Below are 25,458 nucleotides of genomic sequence, written 5' to 3'. Positions count from 1 at the left end.
CCCCACGGATCCGACCAAAGCTATCCTGACCGCTCGCCCACCGCTACCACGCTATAACGAGTTCAGCATCTCGGCGTCGTCCAGCGCCGACCCGTTCACGCGCGGGCTGACCATCCAGTGCTCCATCTCGTCGGCCGGGTAGGGGCGCAGCAACTCGCGCACGTCGGAATCCGGCGCCAGCCATTCCTCGTAAGTGTCCGGCTTCAGGATCACCGGCATGCGCTCGTGCAGATTGGCGATGGTCTCGTTCGCTCGCGTGGTGATGATCGTGAAGGTGCGCAGCCACTGCTCGGTGGCCGGATCCTTCCAGTTCTCCCAAAGCCCTGCGAAGCCGAAGAGCCGGCGGTCTTTCATGGCGATAGCGTGCGGCTGCTTTGAGCCTACTTTCGTACCGGTCCACTCGTAGAAGGCATCGGCAGGTACGATGCAGCGGCGTTTTTCAAAGGCTGAGCGGAATGCAGGCGCGGTGGCGACCGTCTCGGCCCGGGCGTTGATCGTCTTCCAGCCGATCTTTCGGTCCTTGGCCCAGTAGGGCACCAAGCCCCAAGTCAGCAGGTCCATTGATAGCTCAGCCGTTTCGGGATGCTGCCGCACGACGGCGATCTCCTGACCGGGCGCGGCGTTGAAGCGAGCACGGACGTTAGGCAGCGGGTTCGAGGTGCGGAACGCCTGCGCCATCTCCGAGGCTGGGGATTTCTGAACGAATCGGCCGCACATGGGATCACTGCGCCTTGGAAACGACTAGCCCCTCGTCCGGCAGGACGAGGAGAAAATAGGCGTTCGCGATCGGGTGACCCTCGTCCGCCACCGTATAGTACGAGCCTCTGTGAGCGAGAGCAGCCTTGATCCTAGCGAGGATCTTGGGATCAAGACCTCTGAAACATCCCCAGTCGCCCTCGCTGATGCTACTGTCGATCCAATCCTTAGGGGCCGGCGTGGCCATCCAGCGTTGGCCAGCTACGTTTTTCGGTAGCGTCTCAAGATAGGCCAGACCACCCTGTCTCACGGTGTCGATCGTCTTCTGATTGAGATCGAACACACCAGCCCCGCAGTCCTGCATGACACTCAAACGCAGGTCCGAACGCCAGTACCGTTCTCCGAGAACGAATGCCTCCGGAATGCCGCGCCGATCCCCGCGCTCCTGACGCTTCTCCATGAAGAGGATGCTCGCCGCGACGAAGCTCGCCACAATCGCTAAGCCCGCCAGTCTCGCCAAGAAGGTCCAGCCGCAGCCCATCCGCATCAGCGTGCAATCCGATCTAGCCGCGCAGCTAGGCTGGGATCTTCCATGATCTCAACTATGGCGAGGAGGATGGCGTCCCGATCCTGGCCGCTCGCGAGGGCCGCCCGCACGGCAAGAAGCGCGTTGGCCAGCGGAATAGTGTCAGTCGGCAGCGTGCCCATACTCGCGTCTTCTCCGTCCATTATGGACAGGCGGCATCGTGCCCTAGCTTCGGGCAACGTGCATCGGTTCGCCTTCATGATCCTTACGACAGCACCAGGTACGCCACCCGCTTCAGCAGCAGGGTCACCGCTCCGGTGGCCCGATGCACAGCAGCATGATCTGCCACTCGCGGGTCACCGAGCGCCCTTCCGCCAGTCCCAAGGCATGACGAACGTCCCGGCCCACATGCCGCGCCTGGCAGCCTTAGCCTCACGCTCGGCATCAGCGTAGGCACCCTTGCTGTACTGCGGGTAGTCCACAGCAAGGCCTTTCTCCACCATCATACGTGCGACGTCACGGCCTCCCGCGGCGCAGCGGGCGACAGTGCGGCCATAGCGGTCGGTGTCCACTGCCTCGCATGATGTCGGTCTTGCCGACGCCAGCATATCGTCCAAGGTATCAGCCGCGGCCTTACCGCAGCGCCAGGAGCGCTGCACGGCGTGGTTCCGGTCCTGCAGGCCGGCGCAACTCTGGCCTGCCTCCGGTGCGTCTACGCCCCAGAGGCGGATGCGCTGGCCGTGGATCTCGATGGTGTCACCGTCGACCGTACTGGCCCGGCCTACGATGTCAGCCGACAGGACAGGGGTGGTGAAAAACAGGGCTGCGACAAGGATCGCGGGCGCGTATGTCACCGTGCGAACTCCGGGTATGGATCAAGACCAACGCTGACGATTCGCGCTGACAAGTAGTTTTGCCATCGAGCGCGCCGGGAGCGGGAGAAGGTGCAGGCGCACGGAGCCACTTCCCGCCTAGTGCTTCCGATATGCTTCCGGAAGCAGCCGTCTCGAACCAGTGCTTGGAACGTCAAGCCGCTAAGTGGCTGGCAAACATGAAGGAAAATGGTGGGCGATACTGGGATTGAACCAGTGACCCCTTCGATGTCAACGAAGTGCTCTCCCGCTGAGCTAATCGCCCATTTTCCATTTCTGGCGCTTCAGGCAATGCGGGTCGCCCGAAGTGCGGCGGATATAGCGGAGTGATCGGGGCTCCGCAAGCGGCTTCAGGCCGCCAGCATCTTCTGCACCTCGTTGACGAGGTCGCGCAGGTGGAAAGGCTTCGACAGAACCTTGGCGTCCTTGGGCGTGTTCGAGTCCGGGTTCAGGGCCACGGCCGCGAATCCGGTGATGAACATGATGCGGATATCGGGGTCCAACTCGGCCGCGCGGCGGGCGAGTTCGATGCCGTCCATCTCCGGCATCACGATGTCGGTCAGCAGCAGTTCGAACGGCTCTTCCCGCAGGCGCTCATAGGCCGAGAGCCCGTTGTCGAACGAGGCCACGGAATAGCCCGCGTTTTCCAGCGCCTTGGCCAGGAACCGGCGCATGTCATTGTCGTCTTCGGCAAGGATGATCTTGTTCATGAAAAACGCTGCTGGTGGGACAGGGGGCCGCGGCGGTTTCTTCCCACAGTCAGCGCCGGGGGTAAACAGCCCTTCCGCGCTTGTGGACAGAACGTGTGGATGCGTGACATCCTCGCGTCAGACACATAATGCGGCAGGCCATCCGGCGTTTCCGAGCACAGCGTTCCATGCACGAGCCGCCATCAGAGCCATCCTCGCCATTTGAGATCATCGAACCCCGGGAGCTTGTTGCCCCGGTGGTGCTGAACTCGCCGCATTCCGGTGCGCATTATCCCCCGCATTTTCTCGCGAGCACCCGTCTCGATCCTCTCAGCCTGAGGCGTTCGGAAGATGCCTTCGTCGATGAGCTATTCCGCCCCGCGGCGGAACTCGGCGTGCCGCTGATGCGGGCGCTGTTTCCCCGCGCGTTCCTGGATCTCAACCGCGAGGCTTACGAACTCGATCCCCGGATGTTCGACGGCCGCCTGCCATCCTATGCCAATACGCGCTCCCTGCGGGTCGCGGGCGGGCTCGGCACGATCGCGCGCATCGTGGGTGATTCGCAGGAGATCTACGCCGGAAGGCTCCCGGTGCAGGAAGCCCTTCATCGCATCGAGACCTTCTACCAGCCCTATCACCAGGCTTTGGCCCGCCTCCTCGGGCGCATTCGGTCGCAGTTCGGAACGGTCATCCTGATCGACTGCCACTCCATGCCCTCGACCGGTTCGCAGCGGGAGGAGCGGCATCGCGCCGACATCGTGCTGGGTGATCGCTACGGCACCAGCTGTTCGCCGGCGCTCACCGGCTTTGCCGAAGTCACCATGAAGGGGCTCGGCCTCAGCGTGTCGCGCAATGCGCCCTATGCCGGCGGCTACATCACCGAATTCTATGGCCGCCCGGTCGCCGGCACGCACGCCTTGCAGATCGAGATCAATCGCGCGCTGTACATGGACGAGAAGCGCCACGAGCGCATTGCGGGCTTCGATGCGCTTGCGGCCAAGCTGCAGACCTTTGCCGAGCAGCTCATCGCGTTCTCGCGCCACGAGATCGACGGTCGCCGCGTGGCTGCCGAGTAGCAGGCGACTTCTGCCGGTCGTGATGCTGTCTTAGGACGCCGGTGCTGGAATAGGGGATCATCGGGATGACCGCCGTCGACTTCGAAGGCTTTGTCGAGCGTCTTGCGACTGTGGCGGGAGAGGCGGTCATGCCGTTCTTCCGCACCATGATCGGCGTGGAGGACAAAGGCGGGCTCGGCAAGTTCGATCCCGTGACGGCGGCCGACCGCGCTGGCGAGAGCGCGATGCGCCAGCTCATCAAGTCCACCTTTCCAGGCCACGGCATCGTAGGCGAGGAGTTCGGCAGCGAGAACGAGAGCGCCGAATATGTCTGGGTGCTCGACCCCATCGACGGGACACGCGGCTTCATCACCGGGCTGCCCACGTGGGGCACGCTGATCGGGCTGCTGAAGGGTGGCGTGCCGGTTTATGGCACGATGAGCCAGCCCTTTACGAAGGAGCGCTTCTTCGGGGATGGGGGCTCGGCGCGGTGCCGGGGCCCTCACGGCGAACGCAAGCTGCGCACGCGCGCCTGTGCTCGGCTGGAGGATGCGACGCTCTCCTCAACCTCGCCCCGCTTGTTCTCCGGGGGGGACCTCGTTGCCTTCGAGGCGCTGGAGGACCGCACGCGCCACACCCGCTTCGGCGGGGATTGCTATGCCTATTGCATGCTGGCCGCCGGGCAGATCGATCTTGTGGTCGAGGTCGGGCTGAAACCCTATGACATCGTCGCCCTTATCCCCGTCATCGAAGGGGCGGGCGGAGTCATCACCGATTGGGAGGGCGGTCCGGCCGCCGCCGGCGGGCGCGTCATCGCGGCCGGTGATCGCCGCATCCACGCGGCAGCCATGGACCTTCTGAGGAGCGCTGGCGCCTAGGCGTCGGCGCGTTCCCATCCGGCAGGCGCCAGCCGCTCCTGCGGCATGAAGCGGCTCTTGTAGCTCATCTTCTGCGAGCCGCCGATCCAGTAGCCCAGATAGACGTAAGGAAGACCAAGCGCTTTCGCGCGGGCGATATGGTCGAGGATGATGAAGGTGCCGAGACTGCGGTGCGGCTCGGTCGTGTCGTAGAACGAGTACACCATCGACAGCCCGTCCGAGAGCACGTCCGTCAGCGCCGCGGCGATCAGGGGGCCCGTGCCGCGCCCGTTGATGGCGGTGTCCGGGCCGCGCCGCCGATACTCCACGAGACGGCTGCGAACATGGCTCTCCTCGACCATCTGCGAGTAGTCCAGCACGCTCATCGAGGCCATGCCGCCATCGGCGTGCCGCCCGTCCACATAGCTGCGGAACAGGCTGTACTGCTCGCCCGTGGTGACCGGCGCCTTCATCTCGCCAACCAAATCGGTGTTGTGCGCCCGGATGCGACGGAAACCGCGTGTCCAGTCGAACTCGTTGACGAGCACGCGCACGGACACGCAGGCATGGCAGCCCTCGCAGGCCGGGCGGTACGCGATGGTCTGGCTGCGGCGAAAGCCGCCCTGGCTCAGAAGGTCGTTCAGGCCCGGCGCGCCGCCGCCCACAAGATGTGTGAACACCTTCCGCTCGACTTGTCCCGGGATGTACGGGCAGGGCGCTGGAGCTGTCAGATAGAACTGCGGTGTGTTGCGTGGATGCTCTGTCACGGCTCGGTCGGCAAACGCCCTCTCGTCACGATAGCACTGACCAAACCGAGCCGGAATGGGGCGTCTGCGTTCAAGCGTTCTCGACGGTGGCGCCGATGAGAATATCCTGCAGCAGGCGCTTGCGGGAATTGAACAGGCTGACAAGCAGGACAAGCGGCGTCAGGAACGTCACGGTCACGTAGAACAGCACGACATGCGCCGCGCCGGTGACGAAGCCCGCGGGTTCGCCGCTTTCGGTGCGGAAGACCAGCCCCATGATGCGCATGCCCGGCGTGCCGCCATAGCTTGCCACCGCGAAGCCCGAGTAGATCACCGCGACGATCGGGAAGATCACGCCGTACAGGCCCCAGGCAAGTCCGAGCGTGACGATGCCGAGGAAGAACACCAGCACGCCCGCACCGATGCTCAGCAGCGTCACCGCCGTGAAGTCCATCAGGAAGGCGAAGATCCTCTTTCGGCGCACGCCATCGAAGCGGCGGGTGTCGTACAGGGGTTCGGCAGCAAGGCTCATGTCGGTCTCCTCGATGGAGATATGGGGGCTTTCCAATCGGGCACAACGGCCAAGTGGTTCCATGCAGAAATGCACGGCTGCAGTGCATCAGGGGCCCTTCATTTGCGTAGCGGAAGGTACAAATAGGGGTGCAGGACGACACGCCCATAGAGACGCCGCCGCCCGTAACGCAGCTAGAAGGACGCTCGAAGGAGCGCCCGTTCGGGAGCCAAGACCATGAACACCATCAAGACCCTGATCCTCTCCGGTGCCCTTGCCCTGACGGCCGGAGCCGCACTTGCCCAGCAGCCGGCCGGCGCGACCCATGACAGCCAGCGCATTCAGGAAGGCATCTACGCCGCACAGTCCAACGAACAGGCCGCCCCTGTCCTGCGTGAGGGCCGCGCCTCGGCAGTCGGTGCCGCGCCGGTCCGGCAGGAGCAGGTCCGCGAGCCTTTCTACTTCCGCCAGGCCACCAGCGGCAGCGACCGCAACGCGAACTGAGCGCTACGCGCAATCGCCTGAAAGGCCGCCCATCGGGCGGCCTTTTTCATGCCGGCAGCCGGCACCAATAAGCGCGCTTTTGCCTTGAGAAGGCATCTGGCAAGGTCTCGATCACTGAAGCCAGGCGGACATCGATCTCCGCCAGATAGCGCGTCCAGTCGGAGAAGCGGGACACGGGCTCGGCGCCATCCGAGATGCCGCGCAGCCCGATCATCCCGGCACCTGCGGTCATCGCCGCACGCATCACCGCGAAGCTTTCCATGTCCACCATGTCGGCCGCCAGATTCCCGTAGGCCGCGCCGCTGATGATGGCGCCTCCGGTGCTGAGGCTGGCCACCGGTAGACCCGGCAGGCGAGAGTGGATTGGCACGATGGCGGGAAGGTCGAGGAAAGGCGTGCGCCCTTTCTCGAAGCCAAGAGGGCTCGCATCCATGTCGCGGTAGCTCAACGCAGCGACCTGGAAGATTTCGGCCTGCGGCAGGCTGCGGGACCCCGCCGAACCAAGGCTGATGACGAGATCGGCCGGGTTTTCGGCCAAGGCGCGCGTGGTGTTCACAGCCGCCTCGACCGGCCCGACGCCGATCATCACCGGCTGGATCAGCGCGCGCAAAGCGGGGCCGAACTCCGCCTGTGCCGCCATTGCGAACAGCACCCGGACAGTGCCATCCGCCGCGTCGAAGGTCTGGATCACTGGCTTTGCAGCGGTGAGCCGCCGGCGTCGATGCGGCGGCACGGAATGCCCTCGAACCTGCACAGGGCCTCATAGACCTGCTGTGCGTGCCGGCCGTCGCGTGTCTCCACTGTTATGTCGAGCGTGGCGCCCTTGGCCGGCACGTTGAGGAACAGCCGGCGGTGCTCCACTTCGAGGATGTTGGCGCCCATCTCGCCCAGCCGCGTCGCGATGCGGCCCAGCACGCCCGGCTGGTCGTTGATGGTGAGACGGAAGGAGGCGATGCGCTGCTCGCGTTCCAGTTCGCGCACCATGATGGAGGCAAGGATGCGGGCGTCGATATTGCCGCCGCACAGCACGATGCCGACCTTCCGGCCGCGGAAACGGTCGGGATGCGCCAGCATCGCTGCGAGGCCTGCTGCGCCAGCACCTTCGGCCATGGTCTTCTGGTTCGCGGCGAAAGCATTCACCGCGCGTTCCAGATCGGGCTCCGACACCAGCAGGATCTCGGACACGAGGGCCTGCACGACAGGCAAAGTCAGGCCACCGACATTCTTGACGGCGATGCCTTCCGCCAGCGTGGGGCCGCCATTCGGCTTCGGCTGGCCCTGCATGGCGTTGATCATCGAGGGGTAGAGCGCGCTCTCCACGCCCACGATCTCGATGCCCGGCTTGAGCGCCTTCGCCGCGATGGCAATGCCGGAGATCAGCCCGCCGCCGCCGATCGGCACAACGAGAATGTCGAGGTCAGGCGCGTCCTCCAGCATCTCCAGCGCGACGGTGCCTTGGCCTGCGATGACATCCACATCATCATAGGGATGGATGAGGCTGAGCCCTTCCTCCTCGGCGATCCGCAGGGCACGGATCTGCGACTCGGCCAAAGTCTCGCCGTCGAGGACGACGCGTGCGCCGAACGCCTCGGTGGAGCGCACCTTCACCTGCGGCGTCTGCTCCGGCATCACGATGGTGGCCGGGATGCCGAGCCGCTGCGCGTGATAGGCGACGGCCTGCGCATGATTGCCGGCCGACATGGTGATGACGCCGGCGCGGCGCTGTGCCTCATCCAGCCGCGACATGCGCACGAAAGCGCCACGGTCCTTGAAGCTGTTCGTGACCTGCATGTTCTCGTACTTCACCCAGACCTCGGCTCCGGTCAGCGCCGACAGCTTCGGTGCAGGCAAAGTGGGCGTTCTCAGCACCTGCCCTTCGAGCTGGGCCTGGGCCGCCCGTACATCGTCCACGCTGACGGGCAGGGGCGGGACCCCGTTCTGGGCAAGCGACATGCGAATCCTCCGGCTGGCACCAAGCATAGACCGGGCCAGCTGGCTTGATGTGAAAGGGGAGGTCAGCCGCGCTTGAGGCGTTCGGCCACGGTCGCGGCATAGTAGGTCAGCACCGCATCGGCTCCGGCGCGCTTGAAGGCCAGCAGGCTCTCCATCATCGCGCGGTCGTGGTCGATCCAGCCATTGGCGGCGGCAGCCTCGATCATCGCGTACTCACCGGACACCTGATACGCGAAAGTGGGCCGCTTGAAGGTTTCCTTCAGCCGCCACAGCACGTCCAGATAAGGCATTCCGGGCTTCACCATCAGGATGTCGGCGCCTTCCTCGAGGTCGAGCCGTGCTTCAAGCAGCGCCTCGTTCGTGTTGGATGGGTCCATCTGATAAGTGCGCTTGTCGCCGATCAGGCAGGCACTGGTGCCGATCGCATCGCGGAACGGGCCGTAGAAGGCCGACGCGTATTTAGCGCTGTAGGCCACGATCTGGACGGTGTTCAGGCCCTCGGCATCCAGCGCGCGGCGGATGGCGCCGACGCGGCCGTCCATCATGTCGGAGGGCGCGATCATGTCGGCACCCGCGCGGGCCTGCAGCAGCGCCTGCTCGACGAGCACATCGACACTCGCGTCGTTCATGATCTCGGAGCCGTCCAGCAGGCCGTCATGGCCGTGGCTGGTATAGGGATCGAGCGCGACATCGCACATGATGCCGATTTCCGGCACCCGCTCCTTGATGGCGCGCACTGCTCGGCACACCAGATTGTCTTCGTTGAAGGCTTCCGAGCCAATGGCGTCCCGCAGCAGGGGATCGGTGAAGGGGAACAGGGCAATGGCCGGAACCCCGAGGCTTGCCGCACGCTCGGCTTCCGCCACGGCCTCGTCCACACTGAGGCGCTCGACGCCCGGCATGGACGGCACGGCCTCGCGATGGCGTTCGCCCTCGATGATGAAGAGCGGCCAGATCAGGTCATCGGCGGTGACGAGGTTTTCGCGGACGAGGCGCCGCGACCATTCGGTCTTGCGGTTGCGGCGCGGGCGCACCGCCAGGTCGAGCGTCGACGCGCGCAGGCGGTCCACGTTCTCGGTTCCTGCATCGCTGGCGGGGATGCGCCCGAAATTGTCGTGCATGATCCTGACCTCGTTCAACCGGCGCCGCCCACTCTCTGCACCGAGCCGCTTATTAGCACGGGCGGCCCCTTGCGGACATCCGACCATCCGCTTGCAAGGCGTACCGGCGCGTTGACGGGTGGGGCGCCGGCTCCTAATCCTCCGCCAAGCAGCCGGGAGCAGCCAGAATGATCGAGTTTCTGCGCCAGAGGGCGGCACCCCTGAACGATGCGGGCGAGGTGGACTGGCCGCGCGCTCTCATCCTGTTCTTCCGTGTCATGGCCGCGGTCCAGTTCATGAAGGGGCTTGTCCACTGGGGCCTGCTTCTGGGGGACGCTGGCGGGGAGGGCGTCGGCACCGACCTCGAGTATCAGGCGGCCAACATCTATTTTGCGGTGCTGGATCCCATCGCCTCCGTCGGCCTGTGGATGACCTCCTCATGGGGCGCAATCCTGTGGCTGCTCGCGGCGGTCAGCCAGATCGCTGCCTGCGCGGCTTTCAATGAGGTGTACGGGACGCTTTGGCCGCTTCTCGTGTTCGAGCTGATATCCGTCGGAGTCTACGTTTACATTACTTGGCAGGTCTCGAAGGTCTCAGATGATTAGAGCCTTAGTATAGTCCGTAAGGAGCGGTTAAGGACGAAGGGTTACCAGTTGTTCAGTACAAGAAATAAAGACAAATTTAGCCAAGGCTTTTAAGCGCATTTTTAGCCCTGACCGCTAGTTTCCAATGCAAGAGTGGCAAACATGGCAACGCGCCACCACAGCTTGGAAGAGGCGACCGATGAACAATCTTGCCCGTGCAGTGCAGCAGCCGCAGGAAAGTGCCGTAAAGGCGGAGGAGATCCGTCCTCTCTACCTTGAGGCACTTACCCTGGTGGAGCGTCTGCACCGCCGCCTGCTGGACGTCATCAAGGATGAGTTCGACCGCCGTGGTCGTTCCGACGTCAACAGCGTGCAGGCGTTGCTGCTCTACAATATCGGCGACGCCGAGCTTACTGCAGGTGAGCTGCGCACCCGAGGCTATTATCTTGGGTCGAACGTTTCCTACAATCTGAAGAAGCTCGTCGAAGCCGGTTTCCTGCATCACCAGCGCTCGCGCATGGACCGCCGCTCGGTGCGCATCAGCCTCACCGAGAAGGGCAAGGAGATCCACGACATCGTGGACGCCCTCTACGCGAAGCATGTCCGCTCCATCGAGCAGGTCGGCGGCATCGGCCCGCAGGATTTCCAGGTCATCAACAAGGCCCTGGTCCGCCTCGAGCGCTTCTGGACCGACCAGATCCGCTTCCGGCTTTGATCCCTAGGGCTCCCGGTAGCCCAGCACCCTGAGCTCCACGCCGTTGGGGCCGGGGTCCATCCGGAACACGACCGTTCCCTTGCGCTCGCTGCCGCCGGGCACGAAATCGAACGTGGTCTCGCCGGTTTCCTCGCCGGCGCGGCCTTCGACCCGGACGTCCGCGGCAGTTTTCGAGCCGCGGTTTGCCGCCAGGATCTCGGCGGCAAATCCCCCCGAGCCCGGCTGAACCGAGAGCATCTGAAGCGCGATGTCGGGCTTGCTGTCGTCGCCCGTCCACGCCTCCACGACGATGACGCTTGCGAAAAACAAGGCCAGAGCCGCGCCGGTGGCGGCCGCCACATATTCGAGCCAGGGCATGCCGTCGCCTTCCGGCTTCCCCGTCTGCCCTTCCTTCGTGCCTGCCATGTCCGGTTCCTAGATGACGAGCCGCGCGGTGGCCGCGCCCAATGCTGCGGGGAAGCCGAGCACGATGACCATGTTCGCCACCTCGTGCAAAGCAAGCCCGTCGAGTCGGCCGAAGGTCCATGTCACGTACAGGCTGACGAGCAGGGCGACCCCGTAGCCGGCCACGGTGAACCCGAAGAAGACGAAGGCGAAGCGGCGGCCCTCGGGCCAGCTTTCCTGCCCGGCGAATTCCACGCTGTAGACCAGTGCGTGCTGGATCACGAGGGTGACGGCCGCCAGCATCAGCACCTGCCACCAGGTCATCATGTGGCTGATCAGCTCCACTTCGTCGGTCGGCGCCACATTGAAGGCCACGAAAACCGCGCCGCCGAACATCAGGAACAGCTCTGCGGGATAGGATGATTTCGCCTCTGTCTCCGCCTTGTCCCCACCGCTGCCTGACGAAGACTGAAGTTGCTTGCGCGACAACATCGCGCCGATGGCGGACGGGACGGCGACCAGCGCCACCTTGCCGACGATCTCGCGCAGCGGCATTTCCAGAGTGATGACGCCGAAGACGGCCAGGAAGAAGGCGGATATGGCCGCTCCCAGGGCAAAGCCGGAAAGCGCGTCGAGAATCACGTCCGGCCAGCCCTCGTCCTCGCCGAACCCGGAGAAATAGGACAGGCCGAAGAGCAGGGCGAAGCTGACCAGCAGGAACAGCAGGAAACGGACGGGTTCGAGGTAGAAGCCCATCCACCACATTTCCATGGTCATCATCAGGGGGAACGCGAACAGGATCGCGCCGGCGGCACCCCGCGCCAGTTCACGTGCATATTCCCGGTTGGTGCGTGTCAGCACGAGAGCCTCCGCGGAAATCGGGCTTGATGTGCGCGAGCAACAGGCTGCGCACATCGATCGCAGGAGATGCATGACACCATCGTTCCGCCCCAAATCAATGGTGTGACACGCCCATGTCGACGGACGCTCCGGGGAGCCTGCCGACATTTCTTTAACCCTGTCATGGTTAAACCACTGGTCTGGTGGGGTGATAGCCGGATGCGAGGACCAAAGGCGATGAGTTCAGCGGCACCTGTTACGACCAAGACTGTGATGCGTAACTTTCGCCGCCCAGCATATGCCGCATTGACGGCTATGGGCTGCGTCTTGCTGGCGGATGCGGCATTGGCGCAGAACGCGAAGCTCCAGACCGTGTCCGCGGAATGGGAGCAGCGCTTCGATGGCGCGCCCCAGGCCGCCCGGATGCCCAAGACGTCCGTACCGATCCTGAGCCAGCAGACCGCGATGTCCAGCGAGGCTGGGCTTCAGCAATACATCCAGATCGAGGCCGCCGGCGGCTGGCCGACAATGCCCGACGGCCCCGTGCTGAAGCTCGGCACGCGCAGCCCGGATGTTCGCATCCTGCGCGAGCGCCTGCTGGTCTCCGGCGATCTTCCCGTCAATGCCGGCGATCCGACGGTGTTCGATTCCTATGTCGACGCCGCCGTCAAGCGGTTCCAGGCCCGGCACGGCCTGATCGTCAACGGCGCGGTCGGCCCCGACAGCCGCGCGGCCATGAACGTGCCGGCATCGATGCGCCGCCACCAGCTCGAGACCAGCCTTGCGCGCCTCGCCACGCTGACCAAGAAGATCGAAGAGCGCTTCGTGATGGTCAACATCCCGGCGGCGCAGATCGAGGCCGTGTCCGGCGGCATGGTGGACCTGCGCCACACGGCCGTCGTGGGCAAGATCGACCGCCAGTCTCCGCAGCTTGCCGTGAAGATCCAGGAGGTCAACTTCAACCCCTATTGGACGGTGCCGACCTCCATCATCCGCAAGGATCTCATCCCCAAGATGCAGCAGGAGCCGGATTACCTCGCAAAGAACAAGATCCGCATCTTCACGCAGAAGGGCGAGGAGTTGCAGCCCGAGCAGGTGAACTGGAATTCCAACGAGGCGATGGGCTACCGCTTTACGCAGGATCCGGGCGATCTGAACTCGATGGGGTCCATCCGTCTCAACATGCCCAACAAGGATGGCGTGTACATGCACGACACCCCGTCCAAGGGCCTGTTCGGAGAGAACAATCGCTTCCATTCGTCCGGCTGCGTGCGCGTGCAGAACGTGCGCGAACTCGTGGATTGGCTTCTGCGACCGACGCCGGGTTGGGACCGCCAGCAGGTCGACGCGGCGATCCGCTCCGGCAAGCGCATCGATGCGAAGCTCTCCGCTCCGGTGCCCGTGCATTGGGTCTACATCACCGCCTGGGCCGATGCCGAGGGCATCGTCCAGTTCCGCGACGACATCTACAATATGGACGGCGTGGGCCAGCTTGCCTCGGCCGACATGTCCCAGATGCCTTACGATCAGAGCTACGGCGCACAGCCAGCCGGCCAAGCGCACTAAGCCACCGAAGTTTTCGGTTCAAAGGCCGTCGGGACCAGCAATCCCGGCGGCCTTTTCTCGTCCGGAGTGCCAACACCGAGTAGGCCGTTGGCGCGGATCAACCGGATATGGTAATCGCCCACCAGATTTTGGGTGCATGGGCGAGGGGCGCCTGGGCGCCAGGGAGCATATGATGTCGCAGACAGGGATGAACGGCACGGCCGGGTTCGACGGCTTCTTCTCCGCATCGCTTGCCGATGCAGATCCGGAAATCTTTGCCGCGACACAGAAGGAACTGCACCGCCAGCAGGAGGAGATCGAGCTGATCGCCTCCGAGAACATCGTCTCGCAGGCGGTGCTGGAAGCCCAGGGGTCGGTGCTGACCAACAAATATGCCGAGGGCTACCCCGGGCGCCGTTATTACGGCGGTTGCCAGTATGTGGATGTGGTTGAGCAGGTCGCGATCGACCGGGCCTGCAAGCTGTTCAACGCCAAGTTCGCCAATGTGCAGCCGAACTCCGGCTCCCAGGCCAACCAGGCGGTGTTCCTCGCGCTGCTCCAGCCGGGCGACACCTTTCTCGGCCTCAACCTCGCCGCTGGCGGACACCTGACGCACGGCGCCTCTGTGAACGTCTCCGGCAAGTGGTTCAAGCCGGTCCCCTATACGGTGCGTCCCGACGACCACCTGATCGACTACGATCAGGTGGAGCGGCTGGCCCATGAGCATCGTCCCAAGATGATCATCGCCGGGCACTCCGCCTATTCGCGGCATCCGGACTTCGCCCGTTTCCGCAAGATCGCGGACGATGTCGGCGCAATCTTCTTCGTGGACATGGCCCATTTCGCCGGTCTCGTGGCGGCCGGCGAGCATCCGAACCCGCTGGACCATGCCCATGTCGTCACCACCACCACGCACAAGACCCTGCGCGGTCCGCGTGGCGGCATGGTGCTGACCAATGACGAGGCCATTGCCAAGAAGATCAATTCGGCCGTGTTCCCCGGCATGCAGGGCGGGCCGCTGATGCACGTCATCGCCGCCAAGGCGGTGGCGTTCGGCGAGGCGCTGCGCCCCGAATTCAAGACCTACCAGCAGAACGTCATCGCGAACGCCCGTGCGCTGTCCGACAACCTGAAGGGCCACGGCTTCGACATCGTCTCCGGCGGCACCGACAGCCATCTCTTGCTGGTCGACCTGCGTCCCAAGCGCCTGACCGGCAAGGTGTCCGAGATCGCGCTCGGTCGCGCCAACATCACCTGCAACAAGAACGGCATCCCGAACGACCCGGAGAAGCCGATGGTGACATCCGGCATCCGCCTCGGCACGCCGGCCGGCACCACGCGCGGCTTCGGCACGGCCGAGTTCCGCGAAGTGGGCGACATGATCGCCGAGGTGCTCAACGTGCTGTCCCAGAACGGCACGGAAGAGGACAGCCTCGTGGAAGCCGCCGTAAAGGAAAAGGCCAAGGCGCTGGTGAAGCGGTTCCCGATCTACGCCTGATCGACGAGGGCAGGGGTCCGACATGCGCTGCCCACATTGCAACAGCCTGAACACGCAGGTGAAGGATTCCCGGCCGACGGAGGATGAGACCGCCATCCGCCGCCGCCGGGTGTGCCTCGACTGCAGCCGCCGCTTCACGACCTTCGAGCGCGTGCAGCTGAAGGAACTGGGCGTACTCAAGCGCTCCGGCAAGCGCATCCCGTTCGACCGCAACAAGCTGGAACGCTCGGTGGAGATCGCGGTTCGCAAGCGCCCCGTCTCGCCCGAGCAGATCGACGAGATCGTCAGCAGCGTCGTCAGGCGGATGGAAGGCTTCGGCGAATCGGACGTGCCGTCCTCCGTCATCGGCGGCTACGTGATGGAGGAGTTGAAGGCGGTGGACGACGTCGCCTATGTGCGCTTCGCCTCCGTCTACAAGGACTTCCGCGAGGCCCGCGACTTCGAGGCGGCCCTGGCCGAGATCGCGGATCGCGGCCCGCCGGCAAAGCCGTGAGCACCGGTGACGTGACGGAGCAGGACCGCCGCTTCATGGCGGCGGCTTTTGGTCTCGGCACGCGCGAACTTGGCCGGACCTGGCCCAATCCTGCAGTCGGGGCCATCGTTGTGCGCGACGGTCGTCTGGTCGGGCGCGGCTGGACGCAGGCCGGTGGACGGCCGCACGGCGAGCCTCTGGCCTTGGCGGAAGCCGGCGAACTGGCGCGCGGCGCCACGCTCTACGTGACCCTCGAGCCCTGCTCGCATCATGGCAAGACGCCGCCATGCTGCGACGCCATCATCGCCGCGGGCATCGCACGCGTGGTGGCCGCGATGCCCGATCCCAACCCGCTGGTGGGCGGACAGGGCTATGCGCGCCTGCGAGCAGCCGGCATCGAAGTCGTTGAGGCTCTGCTGGAAGATGAAGCGCGCCGCCAGCATGCGGGGCACATCTCGCGCATCCTGAAGCAGCGGCCGCATGTTCTTCTGAAGCTTGCGGTTTCAGCCGACAACAAGGCCGGCTTTTCGGGCCGAGAGACCGCCATCACGGGCGAGGCCGTGCGCCGTCGCGTCCATATGCTGCGGGCGCGCCATGACGCTATCGCCGTGGGTATCGGCACGGTGCTGGCGGACGATCCAACGCTGACGTGTCGCCTGCCCGGCATGGAGGGGCGCTCTCCGCTGCGCGTGGTGTTCGACCCGGGATTGTTGCTGCCGCTGGATTCGCAGCTTGTTCTGACAGCAGCAGAGCATCCGGTTCTGGTGCTCACCAGTGCAGGTGTGCCGGAGGCTGCCGCCGATGCCTTGCGGCAGCGCGGTGTCGAGGTGATCGCGGCTTCGGACTCCACAGGCGAGGTCATCTCGCTGCCGGCCGCCATGGCCGTGCTGAACGAGCGTGGCATCACGCGCCTGATGGTTGAGGGCGGGCCGCGTCTTGCGGCGGCGCTGCTGAAGGCCGATCTGGTGGATCGGGCGGTGATCTTCGAGAGTGAAACCGTTCTCGGCGACGGGGCACTGGCCGCTCTGCCGGAGCGCCATGAGCACGCTCTGCCGAAGGCTGGCCTCCGCCTCAGCCACGGCGTGCGGATCGGCTCCGATACCGCGTTCCACTACGAGAGAGGCTAGCATGTTCACGGGCATCGTCAGCGGCATCGGCCGTGTCGTCTCGGCAGTACCGGACAACAGCGTCGTGCGCCTGCGCATCGCCACACCCTATGACGCAGCCGGCGTGGATCTCGGAGCTTCCGTATCCTGCTCGGGCGTCTGCCTGACCGTCACCGCAAAGGAAATGTCCGATACCGGCAGCATGCTGGCCTTCGACGCGGCACCTGAAACGCTGAAGATCACCAATGCCGCACGCTGGGAGGAGGGCACTCGCCTCAACCTCGAGCGCGCCCTGCGCATGGGCGACGAGCTTGGCGGGCACCTCGTCGCCGGGCACGTCGACGGGCTAGCGCGCATCATCGCCCGCGATGATTTCGGCTCCGCCACCGGCTTCACCTTCGACGCGCCACCGAAACTGGCCCGCTTCATCGCTCCGAAAGGCTCGGTCTGTCTCGACGGCACGTCCCTGACCGTGAACGATGTGGAGGGCACGCAGTTCACCTGCCTTCTCATTCCGCATACGCTGGAGGTCACCACATGGGGCGACCGGAAGGCGGGCGATGACGTCAATCTGGAGATCGATCTAATGGCTCGTTACGCCGCTCGCCTTGCGGAGGCGGGCGGGCTCGGCTAATCCGGCCAGAACGTTTCGAGGATCAAGATGATTGCCGAACCGCGCCGCGAGGCCGCGACCCTTCCGACACGTGCGTTCATCCTCATTGTCGAGGCGCGCTACTACGAAGACCTCGCCGACGAGCTCCTGTCAGGCGCGCAGGGCCTGCTCGACCGCGCGGGCGCGGAATACCTCACCATCACCGTTCCCGGCGCGCTGGAGATTCCGGCCGCAGTCGTCATCGCCCTCGCCGAAGCCGAAGCGCACGGCCGGCCGTTCGACGGCGTGGTTGCGCTGGGCTGCGTGATCCGGGGCGAGACCTATCATTTCGAGATCGTGGCCGGCGAGAGCTCGCGCGCGCTGATGGACCTCTCGGTCGCCCGTGGCCTTCCTGTCGGAAACGGCATTCTCACGGTCGAGAACGAGGAACAGGCCTGGGTGCGTGCCCGCATCACTGAAGGCAATAAGGGGGGAGGCGCGGCCGATGCTGCACTCAGCCTTATCCGCACCCGCCGCCGTCTCGCAGCCAGCATGGACGAGGCCTGACATGGCACGCGCAGAAAAACGCTCCGCCTCCCGCCTTGGTGCGGTGCAGGCCCTCTACCAGATGGACATGGCAGGCACGCCGCTGAACGACGTCCTGGCCGAGTTCGAGAGTTTCTGGCTGGGACAGGAAGTCGAGGGCGAGGAGTACAAGCCGGCCGAGACCGCCTTCTTCCGCGACATCGTGGAAGGCGTGGTGCGCGAGCAGCGCCGGCTCGACCCGCACATCGACCGGGTGCTGAGCGATGGCTGGCCCCTCAAGCGCATCGAGACGGTGCTGCGCGCGATCCTGCGCGCCGGTTCCTATGAACTGCTGAACCGCCGCGACGTGCCGGCGCGCGTCGTCATCACCGAATATGTCGATGTCGCCCACGCCTTCATGGAGCGCGACGAGGCGGGAATGACCAATGCGGTGCTCGACCGGCTGGCCCGGGAACTGCGAACGGACGAGCTGGAAAGCCGCCCCACCGGCGGATCCGGCCAATGACGCGCGGCGGCGGGCGTCCTGACGAAGACGGGCTCATCGCCCGCTTCTTCCGCCCGCTTGCCACTGCGCCCGGCGCCGCCCAGCTGCTGGACGACGCCGCGACCTACCAGCCTCCGGAAGGGCACGAGCTTGTGCTGACCACGGACGCACTGGTCGCGGGCGTCCACTTCTTCCCCAACGATCCGCCGGACGCCATCGCCCGCAAGGCACTGCGCGTCAACCTCTCCGACCTTGCGGCCAAGGGCGCCCGCCCGGTCGGCTACCTGCTGTCCATTGCGCTGACGGAGGACTGGTCGCCGGATTGGCTGGAGAGCTTCGCCGACGGCCTGGCTTCCGACCAGGAAGAGTTCGGCGTTGCGCTGTTCGGTGGGGACACCGTGCGCACGCCCGGTCCGCTTTGGATTTCCGTTACGGCCTTCGGACTCGCGCCCGAGGGGCAGGTGCCGCGCCGCGACCGTGCCGTGCCCGGCCAGAAGATCTACGTGACCGGTACGATCGGCGACTCGGCGCTCGGCCTCAAGATCCGGATGGACGAGAGCCTGCGCACGCGCTGGCAGCTTTCGGATCGAGAAGCCGAGCATCTTCTGGACCGTTATCTCCTCCCGGAGCCGCGCACGCGCGCCGCGGGCCTGATGAACGACTTCGCCTCCGCGTCCATGGACATCTCGGACGGCCTTGCCGGCGATCTCGGCCGCATGTGCTCGGCCTCCGATGTCGGTGCGGTGCTGGATGCCGACCGCCTGCCGCTGTCGGCCGCCGCCGCAAAGGCCGTGCGCAGTGATCCATCCGCGCTGAACACGGTGCTGACCGGCGGCGACGATTACGAGATCCTCGTCACCATTGATGCCGACGCCGCCGAGGTGTTCGAGGCGGCGGCGCTGGATCAGGGCGTCCGAGTCACCGCCGTGGGCACCATCATGCCGAGCTTCTCCGGGCATGTGCGCGTGGAACGCAGGGGCCAGCCGCTCGTGCTGGACCGTTTGGCCTTCCGCCACTTCTGACACCCCCCAACACTGCTGCTGAATTCCGCCGCCGCAGCCCTCATTGCGGGCCGCGCGAACATGCGCCAGTCTGACGCAAGGTCAGTTCGCGGCCGAAAAACAAGCAACGACAATGCGAACGGGGATGAAGGCGCCAGCCTTCAGCAAAAAGGAACGTCAGCCCATGCTTCCACTTTGGGGGATCATTGCCGCCAGCGCCTTGTCCATTGTGTACGGCGTCTGGACCATCAACAGCATCATGAAGGCGGATGCCGGGACGCCTCGCATGCGCGAGATCGCCGGTGCCATCCAGGAAGGCGCACAGGCCTATCTGACGCGCCAGTACACCACCATCGGCGCAGTCGGCGTCGTCATCTTCATCGCACTGGCGTTCCTGCTGTCGCTGCCTGTGGCGGCCGGATTCGCGGTGGGGGCCATCCTCTCCGGGGCCGCCGGCTTCATCGGCATGCATGTTTCCGTGCGCGCCAATGTGCGCACCGCGCAAGCGGCGAGCCGCAGCCTGGCTGGAGGCCTCGACATAGCGTTCCGCTCGGGTGCCGTAACCGGCATGTTCGTGGCGGGTCTCGCTTTGCTCTCCGTTGCCGGCACCTTCGCCGTGCTGACGGTCGGCCTCGGCCATGCGGCGGGCGATCGCGAGGTGATCGATGCCATGGTCGCGCTGGGCTTCGGCGCGTCGCTGATCTCCATCTTCGCGCGTCTCGGCGGCGGCATCTTTACCAAGGGCGCAGATGTCGGCGGTGATCTTGTGGGCAAGGTCGAGGCTGGTATCCCCGAGGACGATCCGCGCAACCCCGCGACCATCGCCGATAATGTGGGCGACAATGTCGGCGATTGCGCGGGCATGGCGGCCGATCTGTTCGAGACCTACGCCGTCACCGTTGTGGCGACCATGGTGCTGGCCGCCATCTTCTTCGCCGGCACGGAACAACTCGGCGCGGCCCTTCTGTACCCGCTCGCGATCTGCGCGATCTGCATTCCCACCTCCATCGCCGGCACCTTCTTCGTCCGGCTCGGGACAAACGGGTCCATCATGGGCGCGCTCTACAAGGGGCTCATCGCCACGGCTGCGATGTCGCTGGTGGGCGTGGCGCTCGTAACCTGGGGGCTGCTGGGCTTCGGCACTGAACTCACTACCACGCGAGGCGCGACCTTCACGGGGCTGGACCTCCTCCTGTGCGGCGTCGCCGGGCTCGTGGTGACAGGGCTCATCGTCTGGGTGACGGAATACTACACCGGCACCGACTTCCGGCCTGTGAAGTCCATCGCGCAGTCCTCCGTGACCGGCCACGGCACCAATGTCATCCAGGGCATCGCGGTGTCGCTGGAATCGACCGCGCTGCCGGCGCTCATCATCATCGCCGGCATCATCGTCACCTACAGCCTCGCGGGCTTGTTCGGCATCGCCATCGCGGTCACCACAATGTTGGCGCTGGCCGGCATGGTCGTCGCGCTCGACGCCTTCGGCCCGGTCACTGACAATGCCGGCGGCATCGCGGAGATGGCCGGACTGCCGGACGAGGTGCGGCACACGACGGATGCGCTGGATGCGGTCGGCAACACCACGAAGGCCGTGACCAAGGGGTACGCGATCGGCTCGGCGGGGCTCGGCGCTCTGGTGCTGTTCGCCGCCTATACGGAAGACCTGAACTACTTCATCAGCAATGCCAGCGCCGAGAGGTTCTCCTACTTTCAGGGAGTAACGCTCGACTTCTCGCTGGCGAATCCGTTCGTGGTGGCGGGCCTGCTGTTCGGCGGCATGCTGCCTTACCTGTTCGCCTCCATGGGCATGACGGCCGTGGGCCGCGCCGCAGGTGCGGTGGTGGAGGAGGTGCGCCGCCAGTTCCGGGAGAAACCCGGCATCATGGCCGGCACGGACCGGCCCGATTACGGGCGGGCGGTTGACATGCTGACCCGCGCCGCCATACGCGAGATGATCATACCCTCGCTGCTGCCGGTGCTGTCGCCGATCATCGGCTACTTCATCATCCTGGCCATCGCGGGCAAGTCAGCGGCCTTCTCGGCACTCGGCGCCATGCTGCTGGGCGTCATCGTGACGGGGCTGTTCGTCGCCATCTCGATGACGGCAGGCGGCGGTGCCTGGGACAATGCCAAGAAGTACATCGAGGACGGGCATCATGGCGGCAAGGGCTCGGATGCCCATAAGGCCGCAGTGACCGGCGACACCGTAGGCGACCCCTACAAGGACACCGCGGGCCCGGCCATCAACCCCATGATCAAGATCACCAACATCGTGGCGCTCTTGCTGCTCGCGGTGCTGGCGCACCTCTGAACGGGAAGGGGGAGCCGCTCAGGCGGCTCCCCCTTCGTTTCTTAGAAGGACAGCAGGCCCAGGAGCTGGGACACGAAGTTCTTCTCGACTCCGGAGGTCGGCGTGCTGCGGCTGATGAAGTCGAACACCACACCGTCCTGCAGGCCATAATTGGCGATGCGGGAGACACGACGGTCACGATCGAAATAGATGGCCAGCACCCGGCGATCCACCGTCTGGGCCTTCATGAAGCGCATGGTGCGCTTCTCCGTGGAGGAGATGTAGTAGAACACCTGCCCGTCGATGGTTGCCGTGGTGGACGGCGTGCCGAGGACGATCTGCACCTGTTCCTGGCTGGAGCCGACAGGGATCTGTTCCAGCTGGGTTTCCGAAACCATGTAGCCGCGCACCTGCGTGGTGGAGACGGCGCTGCACGCACCAAGCGCAAGCGCGCCGAGCACCACAAGGGCAGGGGCCGGGCGCCACGGGCGCGGAGCACTCTGGAACATCAAACAACCCTCTTCTCGCACCGCCGGGTCAGCCCCGGACTTGCTCATGGCGGCGCCATGGCCTAACCCGACATCGTTTCCCGCGCAACGCCCCTCGACGGCTCACCGGTCCTTGCCATGATTTTCGGCCTTTTTCGCCGGTCCCACGACGATGACGACGTGCGGACCATCTATTCCGGCATCATGGCGCATGCGAGGCACCCCGCGTTCTATGAGCGGTATGGCGTGCCGGACACGCTGGATGGCCGCTACGACATGCTGATGCTGCATGCCTTCCTGTATCTCCACCGGCTGAAGACCGAGCCGGAGACGGCGCGAGAGCAGGGGCAGAAGGTTTTCGACCTCATGTTCCTCGAAATGGACCGGGCACTTCGCGAGATCGGCGTCGGAGACCTCGCGGTGCCGAAGAAGATCAAGAAAATGGCCTCGGCCTTCTATGGGCGCACAGCCGCCTATGATGAGGCGCTGTCCGGCACGGGCGGTGAACTTGCAGAAGCGCTCGGCCGCAACATCTATCCGGAGGAAGGTGCGGAACACGCGCCGCTGCTGGCCCGCTATGTTCGCCATGCGGCAGAGGTGCTCGCGGCACAGGACCTGACCGTGCTGGTGCGTGAAGGTCCCTCCTTTCCTGATCCCGCACCGTTCGCGGAGCAAAAGAGCGCAGCGCTATGAATGAGATGCCCCCCTTCAGCCGCCGTCTGGCGATCAGCGATGTGCCGCCGAACGGCACCTGGATGAACATCAGCGCGGGCGAAGCCGAGCGGGCGGCGCTGGCGCGCGACATGGCGCTGCCCGAAGTTCGGCGGCTGGAAGCCCGTTTTCATGCCAAGCCCTGGGGCCGCTCCGGCCTGAGGGTAACAGGCGAGATCGAGGCCGAGATCGTGCAGATTTGCGGCGTGACGCTCGAGCCATTTCCCGCCCAGGTGCGGGAGGAGGTCGATGTCCGCCTCGTCGATGCCGCCGACCTTCCCAAGATGGAAGAGGTGCCGGGCGCCGAGCATGAGGCCGATCTCGACGCTCCCGACGTTCTGGACAATGGCGGCGTCGATCTTGGCGCGCTGGCTGCCGAGCATCTCGCCCTTGGCATGGATCCTTACCCCCGCAGCCCGGCTGCTCGCGGGGAGGAAGCTGCATCCACCGAAGAAGAAGCCCCGCCTGTCGAGACCCACCGGCCTTTCGCGGGCCTGGGCAGCCTCTTGAACAAGCGGGATCAGAGCTGAAAAAGCCGGGTTGCGCCTGCGGGGCGAGACGCTATTGTCGCGCCCTCTGCGCCGAGACTGCTTTCCGAGCGCAAGGCGCGTAGCAAAACTGTCATGCCAAATCCGATTCGTATTGCCGTGGACGCTATGGGCGGAGACCACGGCCCTTCCGTCACCGTGCCCGGCACAGCGCTGGTGCTCGAACGCAAGCCCGACACGAGGTTCGTCTTCTTCGGGCGTGAGAGCGAGATTGCACCCTTGCTCTCCTCTCGTCCCGCGCTGAAAGCGGCTTCCGAGATCGTCCACACGGACGATGTGGTGGGCATGGACGCCAAGCCAAGCCAGGCGCTGCGCACCGGCCGCCGTTCCAGCATGTGGCTCACCGTCGATGAGGTTAAGAACGGCATGGCGGATATCGCGGTGTCCGGCGGCAACACCGGCGCGCTGATGGCGATGTCGACAATCCACCTGCGCACCCTTGCAGGCATTTCGCGCCCCGCGATCGCAGGTCTGTGGCCGACCTTGCGCGGGGATAGCGTCGTCCTCGACATGGGAGCGACCATCGGCGCCGATGCGCGCCAGCTCGTCGATTTCGCGGTCATGGGCAGCGCGCTCGCCCGCATCGTCTTCGACACCGACCGTCCCACGGTGGGCCTGCTCAATGTGGGCGTCGAGGAGATGAAGGGCGGGGAAGAGGTCAGGGAAGCCGCGCAGATGCTGCGCGATGGCGGCTTTGCCATGGATTATCGCGGCTTCGTGGAAGGCGACGATATCGGCAAGGGCACGACCGATGTGGTGGTGACGGAGGGCTTCTCCGGAAACATCGCGCTGAAGGCCGCCGAGGGCACCGCCCGCCAGATCTCGACCATTCTCAGGACCGCGCTGCAGGCAAGCTGGCGCACCAAGATCGGCTACCTCCTCGCAAAGCCTGCGTTTGACGCGCTGCGCGAGAAAATGGACCCGAGCAATTCGAACGGTGGCGTCTTTCTCGGCCTGAACGGCGTGGTCATCAAAAGCCATGGCGGCTCCGATGCCGAAGGATTTGCCGCCGCACTTGAACTCGGGCATGACATGGCCCGCTACGAGCTCCTGTCCAAGATCACGGCAGGCCTCGCTACTTACGACCGCACACGCGAGGCCGAGACCGCCTCCGAAGGTGGAGCCCTCATATCGTGACGATCATGCGTTCCGTTGTCGTGGGCGTCGGCAGCGCATTGCCGGCCCGCGTGGTCACCAATGAGGAACTGGCCCAGAAGGTCGACACCTCCGACGAGTGGATCGTCCAGCGCACCGGAATTCGGCAGCGCTATCTCGCCGGTGAGGGCGAGACCAGTTCCACGCTTGGCCTCGCCGCAGCGATAGCTGCCCTGGAGGACGCCGGCCTGACGCCTGACGATCTCGACCTCATCATCGTGGCGACCACGACGCCCGACCTGACCTTTCCATCCACTGCAACGCAGATCCAGGCAAAGCTGGAGATGTTCCACGGCGCCGCCTTCGACGTGCAGGCGGTGTGCTCGGGCTTCGTCTATGGCGTCTCCATCGCCGACAAGTTCCTGTCCTCGGGCAGCCATCGCCGCGCTTTGGTCATCGGCGTCGACACCCTGTCACGCATCCTGAACTGGGAAGACCGCACCACCTGCGTCCTGTTCGGCGACGGGGCAGGGGCCATCATCCTGGAGGCGCAGGAGCAGCCGGGCGAGATCAAGACAGACCGCGGCGTACTGACCTCGCATCTTCGTTCCGACGGCCGGCACGGGCCGCGCCTGTGCGCCACCGGCGGTCCTTCGACCACCGGGACCGTGGGTGTGCTGACCATGGAAGGCAAGGAGGTGTTCCGGCACGCGGTAGGCATGATCACCGACGTGGTCTACGACGCCTACAAGGCCACCGGGTTCACCTCCGACGACCTGACCTGGTTCGTGCCGCACCAGGCCAACCGGCGCATCATCGATTCCAGCGCCCAGAAGCTGGGGATCGATCCCGCCAAGGTGGTGATCACGGTGGACCGGCACGGCAATACGTCCGCCGCATCCATTCCGCTCGCGCTGGCCACCGCCTATGGCGAAGGCCGAATCAAGCAGGGCGATCTGGTGATGCTTGAAGCCATGGGCGGCGGCTTCACCTGGGGTTCGGCACTATTGCGTTGGTAAGCCGCCAGTTCTGTTGACCAATTCCGCTACG

The 25,458-nt window shown here is 65.2% G+C and carries 31 protein-coding genes and 1 tRNA gene; 18 read left to right on the top strand and 14 right to left on the bottom strand.

The genetic code is table 11. From position 1 onward, the window contains the following. Positions 1–51: 51 nt before the first annotated feature. The 6 genes from SCD90_RS13700 to cpdR all read right to left on the bottom strand — a co-directional run bounded on the left by SCD90_RS13700 (position 52) and on the right by cpdR (position 2,804). A complete protein-coding gene (locus SCD90_RS13700) occupies positions 52–717 on the bottom strand; it encodes an SOS response-associated peptidase (protein WP_319845251.1) in 666 nt (221 codons plus the stop codon). A gap of 4 nt (positions 718–721) precedes the next feature. Next, a complete protein-coding gene (locus SCD90_RS13695; RefSeq protein WP_319845250.1) occupies positions 722–1,243 on the bottom strand; it encodes a hypothetical protein in 522 nt (173 codons plus the stop codon). Further along, entirely contained in the window at positions 1,243–1,404 is a 162-nt protein-coding gene (locus tag SCD90_RS13690; RefSeq protein WP_319845249.1) for a hypothetical protein, read from the bottom strand. Before SCD90_RS13690 ends, SCD90_RS13695 begins: the two co-directional genes overlap by 1 nt. A gap of 174 nt (positions 1,405–1,578) precedes the next feature. After that, positions 1,579–2,076 carry a thermonuclease family protein gene (locus SCD90_RS13685; protein WP_319845248.1) on the bottom strand — a complete coding sequence of 166 codons (498 nt, stop codon included), beginning with the start codon at positions 2,074–2,076 and terminating at the stop codon, positions 1,579–1,581. 208 nt (positions 2,077–2,284) lie between these two features. Next, positions 2,285–2,359 (bottom strand) — tRNA-Val (locus tag SCD90_RS13680). Positions 2,360–2,444: 85 nt separating this feature from the next. Then, complete coding sequence (gene cpdR / locus SCD90_RS13675; protein ID WP_319845247.1) at positions 2,445–2,804, bottom strand: cell cycle two-component system response regulator CpdR; 360 nt, start codon at positions 2,802–2,804, stop codon at positions 2,445–2,447. A 167-nt stretch (positions 2,805–2,971) separates the two neighbouring features. Between cpdR and SCD90_RS13670 the strand changes: the two genes are divergently transcribed. Together SCD90_RS13670 and hisN are read left to right on the top strand one after the other, a co-directional pair. Further along, on the top strand, positions 2,972–3,859 hold the full coding sequence (locus SCD90_RS13670; protein ID WP_319845246.1) for an N-formylglutamate amidohydrolase: 888 nt from the start codon (positions 2,972–2,974) through the stop codon (positions 3,857–3,859). Positions 3,860–3,924: 65 nt separating this feature from the next. Further along, on the top strand, positions 3,925–4,716 hold the full coding sequence (gene hisN, locus SCD90_RS13665; protein WP_319845245.1) for a histidinol-phosphatase: 792 nt from the start codon (positions 3,925–3,927) through the stop codon (positions 4,714–4,716). Here hisN and SCD90_RS13660 read toward each other — a convergent pair. After that, positions 4,713–5,462: an arginyltransferase gene (locus SCD90_RS13660; protein WP_319845244.1), complete on the bottom strand. Its 750-nt coding sequence runs from the start codon at positions 5,460–5,462 to the stop codon at positions 4,713–4,715. The genes hisN and SCD90_RS13660 overlap by 4 nt on opposite strands. A 70-nt stretch (positions 5,463–5,532) precedes the next feature. Next, entirely contained in the window at positions 5,533–5,973 is a 441-nt protein-coding gene (locus SCD90_RS13655) for an RDD family protein (protein WP_319845243.1), read from the bottom strand. A gap of 216 nt (positions 5,974–6,189) precedes the next feature. Between SCD90_RS13655 and SCD90_RS13650 the strand changes: the two genes are divergently transcribed. Next, positions 6,190–6,456 carry a hypothetical protein gene (locus tag SCD90_RS13650; RefSeq protein WP_319845242.1) on the top strand — a complete coding sequence of 89 codons (267 nt, stop codon included), beginning with the start codon at positions 6,190–6,192 and terminating at the stop codon, positions 6,454–6,456. 46 nt (positions 6,457–6,502) lie between these two features. Here SCD90_RS13650 and SCD90_RS13645 read toward each other — a convergent pair whose 3' ends face one another. From SCD90_RS13645 to hemB, 3 genes are all read right to left on the bottom strand, one after another. Then, entirely contained in the window at positions 6,503–7,144 is a 642-nt protein-coding gene (locus SCD90_RS13645) for a 5'-methylthioadenosine/S-adenosylhomocysteine nucleosidase (protein ID WP_425265699.1), read from the bottom strand. Continuing rightward, positions 7,144–8,409 (bottom strand): threonine ammonia-lyase, encoded by a 1,266-nt coding sequence (locus tag SCD90_RS13640; RefSeq protein ID WP_319845240.1) that lies wholly within the window; start codon positions 8,407–8,409, stop codon positions 7,144–7,146. The genes SCD90_RS13645 and SCD90_RS13640 overlap by 1 nt, the downstream gene beginning before the upstream one ends. 62 nt (positions 8,410–8,471) lie before the next feature. Beyond that, entirely contained in the window at positions 8,472–9,530 is a 1,059-nt protein-coding gene (gene hemB / locus SCD90_RS13635) for a porphobilinogen synthase (protein WP_319845239.1), read from the bottom strand. 167 nt (positions 9,531–9,697) lie between these two features. On the opposite strand from hemB, the gene SCD90_RS13630 reads away from it, so the two are divergent. Beyond that, the gene (locus SCD90_RS13630) at positions 9,698–10,114 is read left to right on the top strand and encodes a DUF6163 family protein (RefSeq protein WP_319845238.1); all 417 of its coding nucleotides are present in this window, start codon (positions 9,698–9,700) and stop codon (positions 10,112–10,114) included. 178 nt (positions 10,115–10,292) lie between these two features. Next, the gene (ldtR, locus tag SCD90_RS13625) at positions 10,293–10,808 is read left to right on the top strand and encodes a transcriptional regulator LdtR (RefSeq protein ID WP_319845237.1); all 516 of its coding nucleotides are present in this window, start codon (positions 10,293–10,295) and stop codon (positions 10,806–10,808) included. Between the two features lie 3 nt (positions 10,809–10,811). On the opposite strand, the gene SCD90_RS13620 is transcribed toward ldtR, so the two are convergent. Beyond that, positions 10,812–11,213: a hypothetical protein gene (locus tag SCD90_RS13620; RefSeq protein ID WP_319845236.1), complete on the bottom strand. Its 402-nt coding sequence runs from the start codon at positions 11,211–11,213 to the stop codon at positions 10,812–10,814. A gap of 9 nt (positions 11,214–11,222) precedes the next feature. Then, positions 11,223–12,053, bottom strand: coding sequence for a TIGR02587 family membrane protein (locus SCD90_RS13615; RefSeq protein WP_319845235.1), 831 nt, complete (start codon positions 12,051–12,053; stop codon positions 11,223–11,225). A gap of 252 nt (positions 12,054–12,305) precedes the next feature. Between SCD90_RS13615 and SCD90_RS13610 the strand changes: the two genes are divergently transcribed. The 9 genes from SCD90_RS13610 (at position 12,306) to SCD90_RS13570 (ending at position 21,587) form a co-directional block, all read left to right on the top strand. After that, positions 12,306–13,598 (top strand): L,D-transpeptidase family protein, encoded by a 1,293-nt coding sequence (locus tag SCD90_RS13610; RefSeq protein WP_319845234.1) that lies wholly within the window; start codon positions 12,306–12,308, stop codon positions 13,596–13,598. 172 nt (positions 13,599–13,770) lie between these two features. Beyond that, positions 13,771–15,075, top strand: a complete 1,305-nt coding sequence (gene glyA, locus SCD90_RS13605) for a serine hydroxymethyltransferase (RefSeq protein ID WP_319845331.1) — start codon at positions 13,771–13,773, stop codon at positions 15,073–15,075. Positions 15,076–15,097: 22 nt separating this feature from the next. Beyond that, complete coding sequence (nrdR, locus tag SCD90_RS13600) at positions 15,098–15,568, top strand: transcriptional regulator NrdR (RefSeq protein ID WP_319845233.1); 471 nt, start codon at positions 15,098–15,100, stop codon at positions 15,566–15,568. Between the two features lie 35 nt (positions 15,569–15,603). After that, positions 15,604–16,674, top strand: a complete 1,071-nt coding sequence (ribD, locus tag SCD90_RS13595; RefSeq protein WP_425265698.1) for a bifunctional diaminohydroxyphosphoribosylaminopyrimidine deaminase/5-amino-6-(5-phosphoribosylamino)uracil reductase RibD — start codon at positions 15,604–15,606, stop codon at positions 16,672–16,674. Position 16,675: 1 nt separating this feature from the next. Further along, positions 16,676–17,287: a riboflavin synthase gene (locus SCD90_RS13590; RefSeq protein WP_319845231.1), complete on the top strand. Its 612-nt coding sequence runs from the start codon at positions 16,676–16,678 to the stop codon at positions 17,285–17,287. A 30-nt stretch (positions 17,288–17,317) separates the two neighbouring features. Next, the gene (ribH, locus tag SCD90_RS13585) at positions 17,318–17,812 is read left to right on the top strand and encodes a 6,7-dimethyl-8-ribityllumazine synthase (RefSeq protein ID WP_425265697.1); all 495 of its coding nucleotides are present in this window, start codon (positions 17,318–17,320) and stop codon (positions 17,810–17,812) included. Between the two features lies 1 nt (position 17,813). Next, positions 17,814–18,296, top strand: a complete 483-nt coding sequence (nusB, locus tag SCD90_RS13580; RefSeq protein ID WP_319845229.1) for a transcription antitermination factor NusB — start codon at positions 17,814–17,816, stop codon at positions 18,294–18,296. Continuing rightward, a complete protein-coding gene (gene thiL / locus SCD90_RS13575) occupies positions 18,293–19,297 on the top strand; it encodes a thiamine-phosphate kinase (RefSeq protein ID WP_319845228.1) in 1,005 nt (334 codons plus the stop codon). The genes nusB and thiL overlap by 4 nt, the downstream gene beginning before the upstream one ends. A gap of 163 nt (positions 19,298–19,460) precedes the next feature. Continuing rightward, positions 19,461–21,587: a sodium-translocating pyrophosphatase gene (locus tag SCD90_RS13570; protein ID WP_319845227.1), complete on the top strand. Its 2,127-nt coding sequence runs from the start codon at positions 19,461–19,463 to the stop codon at positions 21,585–21,587. Between the two features lie 41 nt (positions 21,588–21,628). Here the strand turns inward: SCD90_RS13570 and SCD90_RS13565 are convergent, their stop codons facing one another. Beyond that, positions 21,629–22,075 (bottom strand): outer membrane protein assembly factor BamE, encoded by a 447-nt coding sequence (locus tag SCD90_RS13565; RefSeq protein WP_319845226.1) that lies wholly within the window; start codon positions 22,073–22,075, stop codon positions 21,629–21,631. A 117-nt stretch (positions 22,076–22,192) separates the two neighbouring features. Here SCD90_RS13565 and SCD90_RS13560 point away from each other — a divergent pair, with 117 nt between their 5' ends. The 4 genes from SCD90_RS13560 (at position 22,193) to SCD90_RS13545 (ending at position 25,427) form a co-directional block, all read left to right on the top strand. Continuing rightward, complete coding sequence (locus SCD90_RS13560) at positions 22,193–22,747, top strand: ubiquinol-cytochrome C chaperone family protein (protein ID WP_319845225.1); 555 nt, start codon at positions 22,193–22,195, stop codon at positions 22,745–22,747. Next, positions 22,744–23,295: a YceD family protein gene (locus SCD90_RS13555; RefSeq protein ID WP_319845224.1), complete on the top strand. Its 552-nt coding sequence runs from the start codon at positions 22,744–22,746 to the stop codon at positions 23,293–23,295. The genes SCD90_RS13560 and SCD90_RS13555 overlap by 4 nt, the downstream gene beginning before the upstream one ends. Before the next feature lie 93 nt (positions 23,296–23,388). Beyond that, positions 23,389–24,450 carry a phosphate acyltransferase PlsX gene (gene plsX, locus SCD90_RS13550; protein WP_319845223.1) on the top strand — a complete coding sequence of 354 codons (1,062 nt, stop codon included), beginning with the start codon at positions 23,389–23,391 and terminating at the stop codon, positions 24,448–24,450. A 2-nt stretch (positions 24,451–24,452) separates the two neighbouring features. Then, entirely contained in the window at positions 24,453–25,427 is a 975-nt protein-coding gene (locus SCD90_RS13545) for a beta-ketoacyl-ACP synthase III (RefSeq protein WP_319845330.1), read from the top strand. The last annotated feature ends 31 nt before the right edge of the window (positions 25,428–25,458 follow it).

The organism is Terrihabitans rhizophilus, assembly GCF_033898525.1.
GTDB classification, from domain to species: domain Bacteria; phylum Pseudomonadota; class Alphaproteobacteria; order Rhizobiales; family Methylopilaceae; genus Flaviflagellibacter; species Flaviflagellibacter rhizophilus.
The sequence above is the reverse complement of the archived record's forward strand: the minus strand, read 5'-3'. Positions and strand labels throughout refer to the sequence as shown.

What these genes read in the sequence shown, in the direction of transcription:
- SCD90_RS13570 (WP_319845227.1), top strand. Translation starts at nt 19,461, where the DNA reads ATGCTTCCACTTTGGGGGATCATTGCCGCCAGCGCCTTGTCCATTGTG.
- SCD90_RS13690 (WP_319845249.1), bottom strand. Translation starts at nt 1,404, where the DNA reads ATGGGCACGCTGCCGACTGACACTATTCCGCTGGCCAACGCGCTTCTT.
- ribD (WP_425265698.1), top strand. Translation starts at nt 15,604, where the DNA reads ATGGCGGCGGCTTTTGGTCTCGGCACGCGCGAACTTGGCCGGACCTGG.
- SCD90_RS13620 (WP_319845236.1), bottom strand. Translation starts at nt 11,213, where the DNA reads ATGGCAGGCACGAAGGAAGGGCAGACGGGGAAGCCGGAAGGCGACGGC.
- SCD90_RS13610 (WP_319845234.1), top strand. Translation starts at nt 12,306, where the DNA reads ATGCGTAACTTTCGCCGCCCAGCATATGCCGCATTGACGGCTATGGGC.
- hisN (WP_319845245.1), top strand. Translation starts at nt 3,925, where the DNA reads ATGACCGCCGTCGACTTCGAAGGCTTTGTCGAGCGTCTTGCGACTGTG.
- SCD90_RS13565 (WP_319845226.1), bottom strand. Translation starts at nt 22,075, where the DNA reads ATGTTCCAGAGTGCTCCGCGCCCGTGGCGCCCGGCCCCTGCCCTTGTG.
- SCD90_RS13630 (WP_319845238.1), top strand. Translation starts at nt 9,698, where the DNA reads ATGATCGAGTTTCTGCGCCAGAGGGCGGCACCCCTGAACGATGCGGGC.
- cpdR (WP_319845247.1), bottom strand. Translation starts at nt 2,804, where the DNA reads ATGAACAAGATCATCCTTGCCGAAGACGACAATGACATGCGCCGGTTC.
- nrdR (WP_319845233.1), top strand. Translation starts at nt 15,098, where the DNA reads ATGCGCTGCCCACATTGCAACAGCCTGAACACGCAGGTGAAGGATTCC.
- SCD90_RS13650 (WP_319845242.1), top strand. Translation starts at nt 6,190, where the DNA reads ATGAACACCATCAAGACCCTGATCCTCTCCGGTGCCCTTGCCCTGACG.
- SCD90_RS13655 (WP_319845243.1), bottom strand. Translation starts at nt 5,973, where the DNA reads ATGAGCCTTGCTGCCGAACCCCTGTACGACACCCGCCGCTTCGATGGC.
- thiL (WP_319845228.1), top strand. Translation starts at nt 18,293, where the DNA reads ATGACGCGCGGCGGCGGGCGTCCTGACGAAGACGGGCTCATCGCCCGC.
- SCD90_RS13670 (WP_319845246.1), top strand. Translation starts at nt 2,972, where the DNA reads ATGCACGAGCCGCCATCAGAGCCATCCTCGCCATTTGAGATCATCGAA.
- plsX (WP_319845223.1), top strand. Translation starts at nt 23,389, where the DNA reads ATGCCAAATCCGATTCGTATTGCCGTGGACGCTATGGGCGGAGACCAC.
- SCD90_RS13695 (WP_319845250.1), bottom strand. Translation starts at nt 1,243, where the DNA reads ATGCGGATGGGCTGCGGCTGGACCTTCTTGGCGAGACTGGCGGGCTTA.
- nusB (WP_319845229.1), top strand. Translation starts at nt 17,814, where the DNA reads ATGGCACGCGCAGAAAAACGCTCCGCCTCCCGCCTTGGTGCGGTGCAG.
- hemB (WP_319845239.1), bottom strand. Translation starts at nt 9,530, where the DNA reads ATGCACGACAATTTCGGGCGCATCCCCGCCAGCGATGCAGGAACCGAG.
- SCD90_RS13560 (WP_319845225.1), top strand. Translation starts at nt 22,193, where the DNA reads ATGATTTTCGGCCTTTTTCGCCGGTCCCACGACGATGACGACGTGCGG.
- ldtR (WP_319845237.1), top strand. Translation starts at nt 10,293, where the DNA reads ATGAACAATCTTGCCCGTGCAGTGCAGCAGCCGCAGGAAAGTGCCGTA.
- SCD90_RS13700 (WP_319845251.1), bottom strand. Translation starts at nt 717, where the DNA reads ATGTGCGGCCGATTCGTTCAGAAATCCCCAGCCTCGGAGATGGCGCAG.
- glyA (WP_319845331.1), top strand. Translation starts at nt 13,771, where the DNA reads ATGTCGCAGACAGGGATGAACGGCACGGCCGGGTTCGACGGCTTCTTC.
- SCD90_RS13640 (WP_319845240.1), bottom strand. Translation starts at nt 8,409, where the DNA reads ATGTCGCTTGCCCAGAACGGGGTCCCGCCCCTGCCCGTCAGCGTGGAC.
- SCD90_RS13555 (WP_319845224.1), top strand. Translation starts at nt 22,744, where the DNA reads ATGAATGAGATGCCCCCCTTCAGCCGCCGTCTGGCGATCAGCGATGTG.
- SCD90_RS13590 (WP_319845231.1), top strand. Translation starts at nt 16,676, where the DNA reads ATGTTCACGGGCATCGTCAGCGGCATCGGCCGTGTCGTCTCGGCAGTA.